The sequence below is a fragment of the Delftia sp. CH05 genome (assembly GCF_009827015.1).
GTDB classification, from domain to species: domain Bacteria; phylum Pseudomonadota; class Gammaproteobacteria; order Burkholderiales; family Burkholderiaceae_C; genus Comamonas; species Comamonas tsuruhatensis.
Window position 1 is genome coordinate 103,444 of sequence record NZ_WUMG01000009.1, and the last position, 13,514, is coordinate 116,957.

Sequence of the window (13,514 nt, forward strand, 5' to 3'; positions counted from 1 at the left end):
ATGCCCGGCATCGCCATTTGTGCGTTTTCAGCGGCCGGCCGATTCAGGCCGACGGATTGGACAGCTGGGCGCGCACCCGCTCCAGATCCTCGCGCGTGTCCACGCCAGGGCCGGGTGCATGGGGTGTGACATGGACGGCGATGCGGTGGCCGTGCCACAGCGCACGCAACTGCTCCAGGGCCTCCAGTGCCTCGGTGGGTGCCTGGGAAAGCTGGGGGAAGCTGCGCAGGAAGCCGGCGCGATAGCTGTAGATGCCGATGTGGCGCAGCGGTGCGAAGCCGGGGTAGCCCAACGCTGCCGATGCCGTCTCCCACCATGCCTGGTCCGCATGCTCGCGCGCGAAGGGAATGGGCGCACGGCTGAAATAGTGGGCCATGCCCTGGGCATCGCAGACGACCTTGACCACGTTCGGGTTGACGAAGTCGGCAAGGCTGTCAATGGCATGCGCCGCCGTTCCCATGCTGGCCGAAGGTTGCCGGGGCAGCAGGGCGGCCACGGCGTCGATGAGTTCGGGGGCGATCAGCGGCTCGTCGCCCTGGACATTGACCACGATGTCATCGCCATCGAGACCCAGCAGCGCGCAGGCCTCGGCCAGTCGGTCGCTGCCGCTGGCATGGTCGTTGCGCGTGAGCACGGCCGCCACGCCATGCGCGGTACAGGCGGCGAGGATGCTTTCGTCATCGGCTGCGACCACGCACCGCGCGGCGCCGCTGCGGCTGGCGCGCTGTGCCACGCGCACGACCATGGGAAGGCCTGCAATGTCGGCCAGGGGCTTGCCCGGCAGGCGGCTGGAAGACAGGCGGGCGGGAATCAGAACCGTGAAGGGCGCGGAGGACATGGTGCGTGCAGGAGTGAGGCGAAGGCGTGGGGCGGCGCAGGTGATGGGAAAAATCAGTCCTCGATCTCGTCGTCGTCCAGCGTGCGGGCCTCGGTTTCCAGCAGCGCGGGAATGCCGTCGCGCACCGGGTAGGCCAGGCGCGCGCTGCGCGAGACCAGTTCCTGGTGCTCGCGGTCAAAGCGCAGCGGGCCTTTGGTGACGGGGCAGACCAGCAGTTCGAGAAGTTTGGCGTCCATGGCGGATCCTGTGTTTTGAAGGGAAAGGGCGGGCCGTGGCAGCCAGCCGACACGGAGATGATAGTCAGGCGGGGCAGGGGCGCAGTGCCTGCAGCCGCTCATCCAGCAGAGCCCAGAAATCCGCCGGCAGCTGCAATTGCAGCGCAACCGCCCAGGCCTGGGGATGGGTGCGCCACAGCTTGACGGCATCTTTTTCGGTGCAGACCAGCGGGTCTTCGTTGCGCCCCAGGCGCTGGAAGCTCTCAAAATTATAGTGATCCGGCAGCGCCTGGACATGCTCCAGCGTCAGGCCTTGCTCGCGGGTCAGCATGGAGAAAAAGCCCTCGGGCCGGGCCACGGCGGCCACGGCCTCCACGGGCTGCGCACGCAGGGAGGACAGTGCGATGCGCTCGCCTTGGGCATTGACGGCTTCGCTGGACAGCTGGCGCTGCATGGCAAACGCGGGGGCGTCGGTGTCGGGGGCTGCGCCTGCATGCAGCACGGCGGTGACGGGGCGCGGCCAGGGCTCGCGCAGCGGGCCGGCCGGCAGCAGCCAGCCGTTGCCGATGCCGTCGTCATTGAAGACGCACAGCTCGATGTCGCGGGCCAGGGCCAGGTGCTGCAGGCCGTCGTCGCTGATGACCACATCCACCTGCGGATGGCGGGCGCGCAGGGCCTGGACGGCCTCGATGCGCTTGCGGGCCACGAAGACCGGCACGCCGCTGGCACGAGCCAGCAGCGCGGGCTCGTCACCCACGTCGGCGGGGGCGCTGTCAGGACGGGCCTCGCGGCAGTCGTCCGTGCTGCGGCCATAGCCGCGCGAGACGATGCCGGGACTCCAGCCGCCATCGCGCAGATGGCGGGCCAGGGCGAGCGTGACGGGGGTCTTTCCGGCGCCGCCCGCAATCACGTTGCCGACGACGATGACCGGAATGCCGGCCTGGCCCCCACGCCTGAAGCCCAGTGCATATGGCAGCCGATGCAGGCCCAGCAGGGCGCGGTACAGCAGGGACAGGGGAAGGAGCGCGCAGGCCAGCGGACCGCGGCGGCGCCAGGCCGCGCGAAGCCCCCGGGCTGCGGGGGCAGGACCAGTCCGGGGCATGGCGGCCTTGCCTTCAGCGCCCGGCGCTGGCCGAGGTCTGCGTGGCGAAGGTGATCTGGGACAGTCCGGCGCGGCGCGAGGCTTCCATCACCGATACCACGGACTGGTGCGGCGCAGTGGCATCGGCGCTGATGATGACCACGCTGTCCTTGCCGGCGACGGCCGCTGCGGCCAGCGCCTGGGTCAGGCCGGTGACGCTGCGATCTTCCACGGCGGTCTTGTTGATGGCATAGCGGCCATCGGCTGCGATGGCGACGATGATTTCGCGGGGCCGGTCGCGCTGCTGCTCGACGTCGGCCACCGGAAGGGTCAGCTGCAGCTCGGTGAACTTGCTGTAGGTGGTGGACAGCATCAGAAAGATCAGCACCACCAGCAGCACGTCGATGAACGGGATCAGGTTGATCTCGGGTTCGTCACGGCGGCGGGGACGGAAGTTCATGTCAGGTCTCTCGCGTGCTGGTTCACTTGCCGCCGACGCGGGTGAGGTGGCGCACGAACTGTTCGGAAGCCAGCTCCATGCCCAGCAGGTAGCCGTCGACGCGGGCGCGGAAGTAGCGCCAGAAGATCAGGGCCGGAATGGCGACGATCAGGCCGAAGGCCGTGTTGTACAGGGCGATGGAGATGCCGGCCGCCAGCTGGGCGGGGTTGCTGCCGCCGGTGGCCGATGCGCCGCCTTGCGAGCCGAAGATCTCGATCATGCCGATCACCGTGCCCAGCAGGCCCAGCAAAGGGGCGGCAGAGGCGATGGTGGCCAGTGCGCTCAGGTGCTTTTCCAGCGTGTGGGCGGCGGCGCGGCCGGCGCCTTCCATGGACGCGCGCAGCTCTTCCTCGCTGCTGTCCGGATGGGCCTGCAGTGCGCGCAGCCCGCTGGCCAGGACCTCGCCCAGCGTGGAGTTCTGTGCCAGTTGCTGCACGACTTCCTGACTGGGCAGGCCGCGCGAGGACACGGAAATCGCCTCGCCCAACAGGGCAGGCGGCGCAACACGGGCTGTTTTCAGCGCCACGAAGCGTTCAAAGACCAGGGCCAGAGCCAGGATGGAGCAGGCAATCAGTGGCCAGATCGGCCAGCCTGCGGCTTGTATGATCGACAGCAAGTTGTTTTCCCCCCGCGTTTAACTGCAGCCGACGATTATGGCCCAGCCATGTGGCCGGTCCAGGCGTCCCGGCTGCGCGATCGGCCTAAAACTGTGACCGGGCGCAGCATCCAGGCAACGGGCGGTGTCCCGGTTTCTGGCCTCGAGCTTGCTCATATAGCACAATTTTCTGTGGATAACTTTGTTATCAAGCTGCCTGCGCAGATGCGGCGGCGACGGCGAATGACCACTGTGACAAATGTGAATTCTTTGTTTCAGTAAAAAAATCTATTATTAATCAAATGCTTGCGAGGTGTTCTTGAGATTGCTTGTGCAAATCATCGCCAAAGTGCCTCTTCAAGGCCGCATCTGCCGACCTGTGGAGAATGTTGCACTGCATGCTGACCGGGAGCCCGCATGAGCGGTGCATTTGGCGCAATGAATCCAGCAGCGGCGCCGCTGGTCTGGGAAGTCGGCGCGCTGTGCCGCGCCGTGAGCGATGCCTTGCAGGCGCGCTTCAATCCGGTGGCGGTGCGCGGCGAGATCAGTGGCTTCTCGCGCGCGGCCAGCGGCCATTGCTACTTCAGCATCAAGGACGCCGGCGGGCAGATCCGCTGCGCCATGTTCCGGCGCGCGGCCCAGCTCATGGACTTTTCGCCGCGCGATGGCGAGCTGGTCGAGTTGCGGGGCCGGCTGGGTGTCTACGAGCAGCGCGGTGATCTGCAACTGGTCGTCGAAAGCATGCAGCGTGCAGGCCAGGGCGCACTGTTCGAGCAGTTCCTGCGGCTGAAGGCGCAGCTGGAGGCCGAAGGCCTCTTCGATGCGGCGCGCAAGCGCAGCCTGCCGCCGCTGCCGCGCGGCATTGGCGTGGTGACTTCGCCGGGGGCTGCCGCGCTGCACGACGTGATCACCGCGCTGCGCCGCCGCGTGCCCCACATCCCCGTAGTGCTGGTGCCGGCCCTGGTGCAGGGCGCGCAGGCACCGGCCTCGCTGATCGACGCGCTGCAAAGGCTTTATGGGCTGGCGCAGGAAGGCGCGGGATCGGTGGCCGGCGCGCCGCACATCGACACCATCTTGCTGGTGCGCGGCGGCGGCTCCATCGAAGACCTCTGGGCCTTCAATGACGAGCGCCTGGCCCGCACCATCGTGCAAAGCCCGGTGCCGCTGATCAGCGGCGTGGGGCACGAGACCGACTTCACCATTGCCGACTTCTGCGCCGACCTGCGCGCGCCCACGCCCACGGCGGCGGCAGAGTTGGTGAGCCAGCCGCGCGAAGTCTGGCTGGGTGCGCTGCAGCTCATGCAGGGCCGGCTGGAGGACGGGGTGCAACGGCTGCTGGACCGCCAGCAGCAGCGCCTTGACCTGGCGTCGCAGCGCCTGGGCCGGCCCAGCGAACAGCTGGCGCGCAGCCGGCTGCAGCTCAGCCGCCAGGCGCAGCGCCTGCGCCATGCCATGCAGTTGAGGCTGCAGCGCATGGACCATGCGGGGCAGGGCCTGCAGGCGCAGCTGCCTGCCGGCATGCGCCGCGGCCTGGACAGGCGCGCGGATCACCTGGCGCGCATGGAGCTTCGCCTGCAACTGCTGGACCCGCGCCTGGTGCTGCAGCGAGGCTATGCCCTGCTCACCGATGCCGAGGGCCATCCCGTGACCGAGGCGCGCCGTGCGCCACCGGGCACGGCGCTGCAGGCGCAACTGGCGGACGGCAGCCTGGACCTGGTGGTGACGCAGCCGCGCCTGCTCTGAACTGCGGCCCGCTGTGTGCAGCGTTCGGCGTGCAGGGAGTGGCGGGCGGCAGGCGGTATCCGTGTAGGCCGATTGGCCGGATTGCGGTCAATTCACATCCACCCTCGCGGCAGCGGGCCAAGATGGCCGATTTGGAGCGCGCTTTCGCCGCAGGGTCACGAACTTGTTCCTACAATGCCCGTTCGGGTGCGTGAGGGCCAGGGCTCGCAGCAATGCGCGCAATGCAGGCCCCGCGCGACGGTCACGGCAGGCGCTGCAGGCGCTCTGCGCAACAGGTGCTGGCCCGTCCTAAAAGATTTCAACCACGAAGGAAACACCATGGAACATACCTTGCCCCCTCTGCCCTATGCGATTGACGCGCTGGCACCCCACTACAGCCAGGAAACGCTGGAGTACCACCATGGCAAGCACCACAACGCCTATGTGGTGAACCTGAATAATCTGCAAAAGGGCACCGAATTCGAAAGCATGACCCTGGAAGAGATCGTCAAGAAGTCTTCCGGCGGCATCTACAACAACGCAGCCCAGATCTGGAACCACACCTTCTTCTGGAACTGCATGGCCCCCAACGGTGGCGGCGAGCCCACCGGCGCCCTGGCTGACGCCATCAACAAGAAGTGGGGCAGCTATGCCGCCTTCAAGGAAGCCTTCGTGAAGTCGGCCGTGGGCAACTTCGGCTCCGGCTGGACCTGGCTGGTGAAGAAGGCCGATGGCTCGGTGGACATCGTCAACACCGGCGCCGCCGGCACGCCCCTGACCACGCAAGACAAGGCCCTGCTGACCGTGGACGTCTGGGAACACGCCTACTACATCGACTACCGCAACCTGCGTCCCAAGTTCGTCGAGACCTTCCTCGACAAGCTGGTGAACTGGAAGTTTGCCGAGCAGAACTTCGCCTGATCGAAGCAGCTGCCAGCAATGTGCACGCGCAACGTGCACGCAGCGCCCAAAAAGCCCCGAAAGGGGCTTTTTGGCTTTCTGGCTGAGGCCGGGGTGCCGCCGTTCAGCGGCGCTGACCGCGCAGCCGCCACCCCGTCCACAGCGCCGTGCACACCAGCAGCAGCGTGGCGCCGGCGATCACGGCGCTGAAACCCTGGCCGAAGGCCGTGCGTGCCAGTTCGGTCAACTGGTGCGCGGCCTGAGGCCTCAGCTGTTCGGCGGCCAGCAGGGCTTCGTCCAGGCTGTCGCGCACGGAATCGGGCAGGGCCAGGCCCAGCCCCTCAGGCAGGCGCAAAGAGCCTGCGTACACGGCCGACAGCAGGCTGCCCATCAGCGTCACGCCCAGGGCGCCGCCCAGCTCGTATGACACCTCCTCGACCGAAGCCGCCATGCCTGCACGGTCTGCGGGAGCGCTTTGCATGATGGTGCTCGACGCCGTGGTCATGGCCGCGCCTATGCCCAGGCCCAGCACGGCCAGCGCTGCCGCCTGTGGCCACCAGCCCATGTCATGGACCAGCAGGTAGCCGCCCATGCCCAGGCCCGACAGCAACAGGGAGGCCGGCAGCATGCGGGCCCCACCCAGTCGCGGCAGCCAGTGGCCTGCGACGGGGCCGGCAACAAAGGCGGCCAGCGGCAGCGGCAGCACGGCCAGGCCCGCCTGCAGCGGAGACAGGCCCTGCACCAGTTGCAGGCGCTGGCTGAAGACCAGTTCCATGCCGATCAGCGCTGCCGCAGCCACCAGGGCCGAGGCCACGGCCGTGGCAAAGGCCGGGTTGCGGAACAGGGCGAAGTCCAGCAGCGGGTCGCTGCTGCGCCGCTGGCGCCGCACGAACAGGGCAAGAAAGCCCAGGCCCAGCACCAGGGTCACGGCGGCCAGGACCCAGTCGGGCGATTGCTTGCCAGCCTCCTTGATCGCGTAGGTGCTTGCCACCAGGCCTGCCATGACCTGCAGCGAGCCCACAAAGTCCCAGGGCCGCTGCGAGGTGGCGCCGCCTGCGGGAATCAGCCACCAGGCCAGGGGCAGGGCCAGCAGCACGATGGGCACGTTGATCAGGAACACCGAGCCCCACCAGAAATACTCCAGCAGCAGCCCGCCCACCACGGGGCCGAAGGCCGCACCGCCCGATGCCACCGAGGCCCAGATGCCGATGGCCAGCGCGCGCTCGCGCTCATCGGCAAAGCTCAGGCGGATCAGGGACAGCGTGGCCGGCATCATCATGGCCGCGCCCACGCCCAGCAGCGCGCGCGCCGCAATCAGCAGGGCGGGCGAGGGCGCAAAGGCCGCGCACAGCGATGCCAGGCCGAACACGCACAGCCCGGCCATGAACAGCCGCTTGTGGCCGAGCCTGTCGCCCAGCGTGCCCATGCCCAGCAGCAGGCCGGAAACCACCAGGGCATAGATATTGACGATCCACAGCTTGGCGGAGGCCGTGGCCGCCAGGTCATGCGTGAGGCGCGGCAGTGCCGTGTAGAGCACCGTCATGTCGATGACGATGAGCAGCAGCGCCACCGAGACGATGGCCAGCACCAGCCAGCGGCGCGGGTCGGCCGCCAGAGATTTGGAGGGATGCCCCGCAGCGGGGACCCGGGTTTGCGTCGTGAACGCCATAAAGCACCTGTTTGCCCCTGGCCTTGTGGGCCGGAGCTTCCTTTGGATGAAAGCCGCAGTTTCCATCAATAAAATGCTTTATCAAAGTTTGATTCAATCAATAAAATTGATGGATGGAATGGACACTGGACAGACTGAGGCATTTCGTGGCGGTGGCCGAGGCCGGCACCATGACCGAGGCTGCGCGCCGCCTGGGCCGTGCGCAATCGGCCGTGAGCACGGCCATCGGCCTGCTGGAGGCCGATCTGGGGCTGGAGCTGTTCGACCGTGTGGGACGCCATGTGCGGCTCACGGCCGCAGGCGAGGTCATGCTGCTGGAGGCCCGGTCCCTGCTGCACCAGGCCCAGGCCATGGACCACCGCGCACGCGCCCTGGCCGCAGGCGGGCAGGCGCGCCTGGCCGTTGCGCTGGACGAGGCATTGCCCTATGTGCCGCTGGCCCAGCTGTTCAAGGAGCTGGCGGCACGCTTTCCGGCCATGGAGCTGACCGTGCTGAACGGCACGGCCTCCGAAGTGGCCGAGCATGTGGCGGCGCAGCGTGCCCAGGTCGCCTTCCAGTTCGACCGAGCGCCTGCGCCGGCCACCTGTGCCCAGCGCCATATCGGCAGCGTGCCGCAGACCATTTGCGTGGCCAAGGGCCATGTGCTCGATGGCGCAGAGTCCTTGACGCGCAGGCAGCTGGCCGCGCACCGCCAGTTGCTGATGCACATCGAGGGCGTGGAGGACACCGTGCTCAGTCCCGCCGTCTGGCGCTCCAACAGCTTCTATGTGATTGCCGACATGGTGGCCGACGGCCTGGGCTGGGCCATCCTGCCGGTCAATATTGCCGAGTTCGGCGATCTGCGCCCGCATCTGCGGCAACGCGCCTGCGAGGGGCTGGCGCTGCCGCCGCTGACCGTGCGCATGCTCTGGCTGGAAGGGCTGGCGCCCGGGGTCGAAGCGCTGTGGATGCGCCAGCGCCTGGCCGAGCTGCTGGCCTTGATGGCCACGGCCTGAGCGGTCTGGGCTGGCGCGGGCGTTGGGGCCGTGTTCAGGTGCAGGCAGCGGCTGCGTCTTCGGCAGGCGGGCTCTCTTTCGTTCGTGCCTGGCGTGCGGCCAGCACGCCCAGGGCCCACATGACAGCACCGGCCAGCAGCGCCACCACGAAGGAGATGCGCGCGCCCCACAGGTCGGTGGCCCAGCCGGCGGCGGCCGCGCCCAGGGCCACGCCCATGGCAATGCCGGTCAGCAGCCAGGTCATGCCCTCCGTCAGGCGCTGGGGCGGCACCTGCTGCTCCACCAGGCCCATGGCCACGGTGATGGTCGGGCCGAAGGTAATGCCGGCCAGCAGCACGGCCAGGGTCAGCGTGAACACATTGGTGGCCAGCAGCAGGGGCACGGCCGTGATGCAGACCGAGGCGCCCACCCAGGCGATCTGGCGGTGCAGCGGCGCCTTCAGGCGCAGCGTGCCGAACACCAGTCCCATCACGCAGGAGCCCAGCGCATAGAACGACAGCACGATGCTGGCCGCCGCCGGCTGGCCCTGCTGCGTGGCAAAGGCCACGCTGGCCACGTCGATGGTGCCCACGATGATGCCCTGGGCCAGCATGAACAGCGCCAGCGTGCGTACCACGGGATGGCGGGCCAGCGACTGCTGGCGCGTGCGCCGCTGCGATGTGTCCACGGGTGGCTCTGTACGGCGCTGGGCCACGAACAGCGCCACGCCCACCAGCAGCAGCAAGGAGGCGGCCAGCGGCCCGGCCTCGGGGAACAGCACCATGCTCAGGCCGACCGACAGGGGCGGGCCGACGATGAAGCAGACATCGTCCAGCACGGCCTCCAGCGCATAGGCCGTCTGCAGTTGTGGCGTGCCGCGCAGCAGCACGGTCCAGCGCGCACGCACCATGGCCGGCATGCTGGGCAGGGCACCCACCAGCGCTGCCAGCACCAGCAGCAGCCACTCCGGTCCCTGCCAATGCGCGCAGGCCAGCAGCGCAAACATGGCGGCAGCACTCACGGCCGCTGCCCAGGGCAGGACCTTGCGCTGGCCATGGCGGTCCACCAGGGCCGAGATGCGGGGCGCCAGCACCGCGATGGACAGCGCAAAGCAGGCGGCGACCGCGCCGGCCAGCGTGTAGGCGCCGCGCTGCTGGGACAGCATGGTGATCAGGCCGATACCCGTCATGGAAAGGGGCAGGCGGGCCAGGAGACCGGCCAGCACAAAGGCGGCCGTGCCGGGCCGGGAGAACAGCTGGCGGTAGGCGTGGAACATGGAAACCTCGGAAGACGGACAGGCCGCTGCAATCACATACGCGGCGTATGTCAGCGATTCTACGGGTTGCCCATGACGCGCCGTATCATTGGCATACGTTTTGTATGTGAATGGAGTGCGCCATGCGCAAAAGCCGGGCCAGCATGATCGAGGAGACACGCGCCAAGCTCATCGAGGCTGCGCGCGAGGCCTTTGGCAGCCAGGGCTATGCCCAGGCCTCCATGGACGAACTGACGGCCAAGGCCGGCCTGACGCGCGGCGCGCTGTACCACCATTTCGGCGGCAAGCCGGGCCTGCTGGCCGCCGTGGTGGCGCAGATGGATGCCGAGATGGACGCACGCCTTGAGCAGGTGCTGGCCGACCATGCAGATCCCTGGGAGGGGTTCCTGGCCTACTGCCGTGCCTACCTGGCCATGGCGCAGGAGGGCGAGATACGCCGCATCGTGCTGCAGGATGCGCGCGCCGTGCTGACGGGCACGGACCAGGGCGAGCAGCACCGTGCCTGCATCGCCTTCGTGGCCGGCTACCTGGAGCAGCTCATGGAGCGCGGCGTGATCGTGCGGGCCAATCCGCTGGCCATGTCGCGCCTGCTCAATGGCTGCCTGGTGGAGTCGGCATTCTGGATTGCCGAGGAAGGGGCACCCCCCGAACGCCTGCAGCAGGCGCTGCAGGCGCTGGAGCTGACGCTCAAGGGGTGGAAGGCGCCTGCGAGGGGCTGAGCGCCCTCGCTCGCGCTTCACTCGTACTTCTTTTCCAGCGCGTCCCAGAACGGCTTGTTGACCAGGCGCTGGCGCTCGGCAAAGGGGGCGACCACAGCGGGGTTCTCGTCCACCCTGCGCTCGTTGCGCAGTTGGCCCAGCGCCTTTTGCATGCCGGCCACGGCGCCTTGCAGCGCGGCATTGGCATACAGCACCAGGCCATAGCCCAAGTCTGCCAGCTCGCCCGCGTCGGTGATGGGCGTCTTGCCTCCGATCACCATGTTCATCAGCTGCGGCGTGGACAGGCGCCGGGGCAGGGCGCGGATTTCTTCGGCCTGGGTCACGGCCTCCACGAAGAGGATGTCGGCTCCCGCCTCGGCAAAGCGCTGGGCGCGCTCGACGGCAGCCTCGAAGCCCTGCGTGGCGCAGGCATCGGTGCGCGCCATGATCAGCGTGCCCTGGTCGCGGCGCGCGTCCACGGCGGCCTTGATCTTGCCCAGCATTTCCTCGGTGGAAATCACTTCCTTGCCATTGAAATGGCCGCAGCGCTTGGGGCTGATCTGGTCCTCGATCTGGATGCAGTCGGCGCCCGCGCGCTCCAGCGTGCGCACCGCATGGTAGGTGTTGAGCGCGTTGCCGAAGCCGGTGTCGGCATCGACGATCAGCGGCAGATCCACGGCGTCGCGGATGCGGGCCGTGTGGTCGGCGATGTCGGTCAGGCCCATGAAGGCCTGGTCGGGCAGGCCGAACCACATATTGGTCACGCCAGCGCCGGTCACATAGATGGCCTCGAAGCCGAGATCGGCCACGACGCGCGCGGACAGTGCGTTGAATGCGCCGGGCACGAGCACGCCGCGGCGCGCTTCGGCCAGGGCCTTGAGTTGTTGCTTGGTGTTCATGGAGGGTTCTGTCGGATGAGGAAAAGTGCTGCGCGGGTGGGCGCTCAGTCCAGCGTGATGTTGGCGTTCTTGATCACCGGGCCCCACTTGGCGCGTTCGGCCTCGATGAACTTTCCGTAGGCCTGGGGCGTGCCGCCCATGACCATGCCGCCCGTGTTCTCGATCATGGCGCGCACCTCCGCGTCCTTGAGGGCGTCGTTCACAGCCTTGTTCAGGCGCTCGATCACGGCCGGCGGCGTGCTGGCCGGCGCGATCATGCCCAGCCAGTTGTATGACTCGAAGCCCTTGATGCCCGCCTCATCCAGCGTGGGCACGCCGGGTAGCACTTTCAGGCGCTGCTTGCTGGACACGGCCAGGGCCTTGACCTTGTCGCCCTGGATGGCAGGCAGGGCCGCATAGCCCATCTCGAACATGAAGGCCAGGTGGCCGCCCATCAGGTCGGTGGCTGCCAGCGCGCCGCCCTTGTAGGGCACATGGACCATGTCCGTGCGCGTCTGGAAGGCCAGCAGCTCGCCCGACAGGTGGTGGGCACCGCCCACGCCCGACGATCCATAGGTCAGCGTGCCGGGCTTGGCCTTGGCTGCCGCGACCAGTTCGGCCACGGTCTTGAACGGCTGGTTGGGCGCCGTGGTCAGGATCAGCGGCGCCTCTTCGATCAGGATGATGGGCTGCAGGTCGCGTGCGGCGTTGTAGGGCAGCTTTTTCATCAGCATGGGATTGGTCACCAGCGGACCCGGCGAGCCGAAACCGAAGGTATGGCCGTCCGTGGCCTTGGCGATGGCATCCGTGCCCGTCACGCCGCCCGCGCCGCCGCGGTTGTCGATCACGATGGGCTGGCCCAGGCTCTGGCCTATCTTGTCGGCGATCTTGCGGGCCCGCGTATCGGCAAAGCCGCCGGCCGCATAGGGCACGATGAGCTTGATGGGGCGCGAGGGCCAGGCATCTGCGCCCTGGGCCATTGCGGTGGCGGGGGCGGCGAGCAGGGCGGCAGCGGCGGCGGTGGCGCTGAGGGCCAGGCCCATGCCCAGGCGGAGGGTGTTGCGGCGGGTATTCATGGTGTCTTGTCTCGGTTGGGATCGATGGTGATGGCGCAAGCGGTTCACTTTTCCTGCATGTTCGCGGCCTTGACGATCTCGCCCAGGCGCTTGCGTTCGGCGTCTGTGAACTTCACGAACTCGGCGCGCGTGCCGCCGATGGGCTCGATGCCCAGGCCCTTGAGCTTTTCCACCGTGGCCGGCTCCTTCATGGCCTTGTCCACGGCGGCGGCCAGCTTGTCCAGGATGGCGGGCGGCGTCCCCTTGGGCGCATGGATGCCGGCCCAGTGCGCGATCTGCAGCTCGGCAAAGCCCTGCTCCACGGCGGTGGACAGCTGCGGATAGGCCGAGATGCGCTGCGTCCAGGTGGTGGCCAGGGCCTTGAACTTGCCTTCGTTGAGGATGTGGGGCAGGGCGATGATGCTGGCCTCCGACGTGCCCTCCACCTGCCCGCCCAGCACGGCCGTCGTGCTCTCCGACCCGCTCTTGTAGGGCACGGGCTGCAGCTGGGCGCCGTACTTCACGTTCAGCATCTCGGCCACGAAATGCGGCGTGCTGCCCGTGCCGGCAGTGGCGAAATTGAAGCCCTGGCCCTTCTTCGATGCCTCGACGAAATCGCGCAGGTTCTGGTAGGGCGCGTTCTTGGGAACCACGATCACGGACGGCGCCAGGCCGATCATGGCCACCGGAACCAGCGCATCGTCCTTGAACGGCATGGTCTTCTTGATCATGCTGTTGGAGATCACGCCAGCCGCGCTCACCAGCAGGGTGTAGCCGTCGGGCTGGGCCTTGGCCACGATGTCGGCGCCCACCGTGCCTCCCGCACCCGCGCGGTTGTCGACCACCACGGGCTGGCCCAGGATCCTGGACGCGCCTTCGGCAGCCGATCGTGCCATCAGGTCATTGGCGCCGCCGGCCGAGAACGGCACCACCAGGCGAATGGGGCGGGTGGGCCAGGCATCGGCGGCGCCGGCAGCCCGTGCAGCGACGGAGCAGGTCACGCCGGCCAGCGGCAGCGCGGCGGCAAGCAGGGTGGCCAGGGCGGTGCGGCGGGGCAGGCGGGATGGCTGGTTCATGGGGTCTCCTGGAAATGCTTGAAATGATTGAAACGCCT

The 13,514-nt window shown here is 68.1% G+C and carries 14 protein-coding genes; 4 read left to right on the forward strand and 10 right to left on the reverse strand.

Annotated elements, in window-relative coordinates; translation table 11 throughout:
* Positions 1 to 43: 43 nt before the first annotated feature.
* The 5 genes from kdsB to GRX31_RS10230 all read right to left on the reverse strand — a co-directional run bounded on the left by kdsB (position 44) and on the right by GRX31_RS10230 (position 3,249).
* Positions 44 to 838: a 3-deoxy-manno-octulosonate cytidylyltransferase gene (gene kdsB / locus GRX31_RS10210; protein ID WP_154834403.1), complete on the reverse strand. Its 795-nt coding sequence runs from the start codon at positions 836 to 838 to the stop codon at positions 44 to 46.
* 53 nt (positions 839 to 891) lie between these two features.
* A complete protein-coding gene (locus GRX31_RS10215; protein WP_160852492.1) occupies positions 892 to 1,074 on the reverse strand; it encodes a Trm112 family protein in 183 nt (60 codons plus the stop codon).
* Positions 1,075 to 1,138: 64 nt separating this feature from the next.
* On the reverse strand, positions 1,139 to 2,155 hold the full coding sequence (lpxK, locus tag GRX31_RS10220) for a tetraacyldisaccharide 4'-kinase (RefSeq protein ID WP_154834402.1): 1,017 nt from the start codon (positions 2,153 to 2,155) through the stop codon (positions 1,139 to 1,141).
* Between the two features lie 13 nt (positions 2,156 to 2,168).
* Complete coding sequence (locus GRX31_RS10225) at positions 2,169 to 2,594, reverse strand: ExbD/TolR family protein (protein WP_012205405.1); 426 nt, start codon at positions 2,592 to 2,594, stop codon at positions 2,169 to 2,171.
* A 22-nt stretch (positions 2,595 to 2,616) separates the two neighbouring features.
* Positions 2,617 to 3,249: a MotA/TolQ/ExbB proton channel family protein gene (locus GRX31_RS10230; RefSeq protein ID WP_016445902.1), complete on the reverse strand. Its 633-nt coding sequence runs from the start codon at positions 3,247 to 3,249 to the stop codon at positions 2,617 to 2,619.
* Between the two features lie 396 nt (positions 3,250 to 3,645).
* Between GRX31_RS10230 and xseA the strand changes: the two genes are divergently transcribed.
* Positions 3,646 to 4,971 (forward strand): exodeoxyribonuclease VII large subunit, encoded by a 1,326-nt coding sequence (gene xseA / locus GRX31_RS10235; protein ID WP_047327748.1) that lies wholly within the window; start codon positions 3,646 to 3,648, stop codon positions 4,969 to 4,971.
* Between the two features lie 318 nt (positions 4,972 to 5,289).
* Positions 5,290 to 5,871, forward strand: coding sequence for a superoxide dismutase (locus GRX31_RS10240; protein ID WP_016445904.1), 582 nt, complete (start codon positions 5,290 to 5,292; stop codon positions 5,869 to 5,871).
* Between the two features lie 103 nt (positions 5,872 to 5,974).
* Here GRX31_RS10240 and GRX31_RS10245 read toward each other — a convergent pair whose 3' ends face one another.
* A complete protein-coding gene (locus GRX31_RS10245; protein ID WP_133072376.1) occupies positions 5,975 to 7,519 on the reverse strand; it encodes an MFS transporter in 1,545 nt (514 codons plus the stop codon).
* 113 nt (positions 7,520 to 7,632) lie between these two features.
* Between GRX31_RS10245 and GRX31_RS10250 the strand changes: the two genes are divergently transcribed.
* On the forward strand, positions 7,633 to 8,514 hold the full coding sequence (locus GRX31_RS10250) for a LysR family transcriptional regulator (RefSeq protein ID WP_047218136.1): 882 nt from the start codon (positions 7,633 to 7,635) through the stop codon (positions 8,512 to 8,514).
* A 34-nt stretch (positions 8,515 to 8,548) separates the two neighbouring features.
* Here the strand turns inward: GRX31_RS10250 and GRX31_RS10255 are convergent, their stop codons facing one another.
* On the reverse strand, positions 8,549 to 9,769 hold the full coding sequence (locus GRX31_RS10255) for an MFS transporter (protein WP_017405018.1): 1,221 nt from the start codon (positions 9,767 to 9,769) through the stop codon (positions 8,549 to 8,551).
* Positions 9,770 to 9,891: 122 nt separating this feature from the next.
* On the opposite strand from GRX31_RS10255, the gene GRX31_RS10260 reads away from it, so the two are divergent.
* The gene (locus GRX31_RS10260; RefSeq protein ID WP_026062285.1) at positions 9,892 to 10,488 is read left to right on the forward strand and encodes a TetR/AcrR family transcriptional regulator; all 597 of its coding nucleotides are present in this window, start codon (positions 9,892 to 9,894) and stop codon (positions 10,486 to 10,488) included.
* A gap of 17 nt (positions 10,489 to 10,505) precedes the next feature.
* On the opposite strand, the gene GRX31_RS10265 is transcribed toward GRX31_RS10260, so the two are convergent.
* From GRX31_RS10265 to GRX31_RS10275, 3 genes are read right to left on the reverse strand one after another with little or no spacing between them, the layout of a single operon-like run.
* On the reverse strand, positions 10,506 to 11,366 hold the full coding sequence (locus GRX31_RS10265; protein WP_017405020.1) for an isocitrate lyase/PEP mutase family protein: 861 nt from the start codon (positions 11,364 to 11,366) through the stop codon (positions 10,506 to 10,508).
* A 44-nt stretch (positions 11,367 to 11,410) separates the two neighbouring features.
* Positions 11,411 to 12,421, reverse strand: coding sequence for a Bug family tripartite tricarboxylate transporter substrate binding protein (locus GRX31_RS10270; RefSeq protein WP_160852494.1), 1,011 nt, complete (start codon positions 12,419 to 12,421; stop codon positions 11,411 to 11,413).
* 44 nt (positions 12,422 to 12,465) lie between these two features.
* On the reverse strand, positions 12,466 to 13,476 hold the full coding sequence (locus GRX31_RS10275) for a tripartite tricarboxylate transporter substrate binding protein (protein ID WP_017405022.1): 1,011 nt from the start codon (positions 13,474 to 13,476) through the stop codon (positions 12,466 to 12,468).
* Between the last annotated feature and the right edge of the window lie 38 nt (positions 13,477 to 13,514).

Excerpts from the sequence above, each read along its gene's own strand:
- kdsB (WP_154834403.1), bottom strand. The coding sequence starts at position 838 with ATGTCCTCCGCGCCCTTCACGGTTCTGATTCCCGCCCGCCTGTCTTCC.
- GRX31_RS10215 (WP_160852492.1), bottom strand. The coding sequence starts at position 1,074 with ATGGACGCCAAACTTCTCGAACTGCTGGTCTGCCCCGTCACCAAAGGC.
- lpxK (WP_154834402.1), bottom strand. The coding sequence starts at position 2,155 with ATGCCCCGGACTGGTCCTGCCCCCGCAGCCCGGGGGCTTCGCGCGGCC.
- GRX31_RS10225 (WP_012205405.1), bottom strand. The coding sequence starts at position 2,594 with ATGAACTTCCGTCCCCGCCGCCGTGACGAACCCGAGATCAACCTGATC.
- xseA (WP_047327748.1), top strand. The coding sequence starts at position 3,646 with ATGAGCGGTGCATTTGGCGCAATGAATCCAGCAGCGGCGCCGCTGGTC.
- GRX31_RS10240 (WP_016445904.1), top strand. The coding sequence starts at position 5,290 with ATGGAACATACCTTGCCCCCTCTGCCCTATGCGATTGACGCGCTGGCA.
- GRX31_RS10245 (WP_133072376.1), bottom strand. The coding sequence starts at position 7,519 with ATGGCGTTCACGACGCAAACCCGGGTCCCCGCTGCGGGGCATCCCTCC.
- GRX31_RS10250 (WP_047218136.1), top strand. The coding sequence starts at position 7,633 with ATGGAATGGACACTGGACAGACTGAGGCATTTCGTGGCGGTGGCCGAG.
- GRX31_RS10255 (WP_017405018.1), bottom strand. The coding sequence starts at position 9,769 with ATGTTCCACGCCTACCGCCAGCTGTTCTCCCGGCCCGGCACGGCCGCC.
- GRX31_RS10260 (WP_026062285.1), top strand. The coding sequence starts at position 9,892 with ATGCGCAAAAGCCGGGCCAGCATGATCGAGGAGACACGCGCCAAGCTC.
- GRX31_RS10265 (WP_017405020.1), bottom strand. The coding sequence starts at position 11,366 with ATGAACACCAAGCAACAACTCAAGGCCCTGGCCGAAGCGCGCCGCGGC.
- GRX31_RS10270 (WP_160852494.1), bottom strand. The coding sequence starts at position 12,421 with ATGAATACCCGCCGCAACACCCTCCGCCTGGGCATGGGCCTGGCCCTC.
- GRX31_RS10275 (WP_017405022.1), bottom strand. The coding sequence starts at position 13,476 with ATGAACCAGCCATCCCGCCTGCCCCGCCGCACCGCCCTGGCCACCCTG.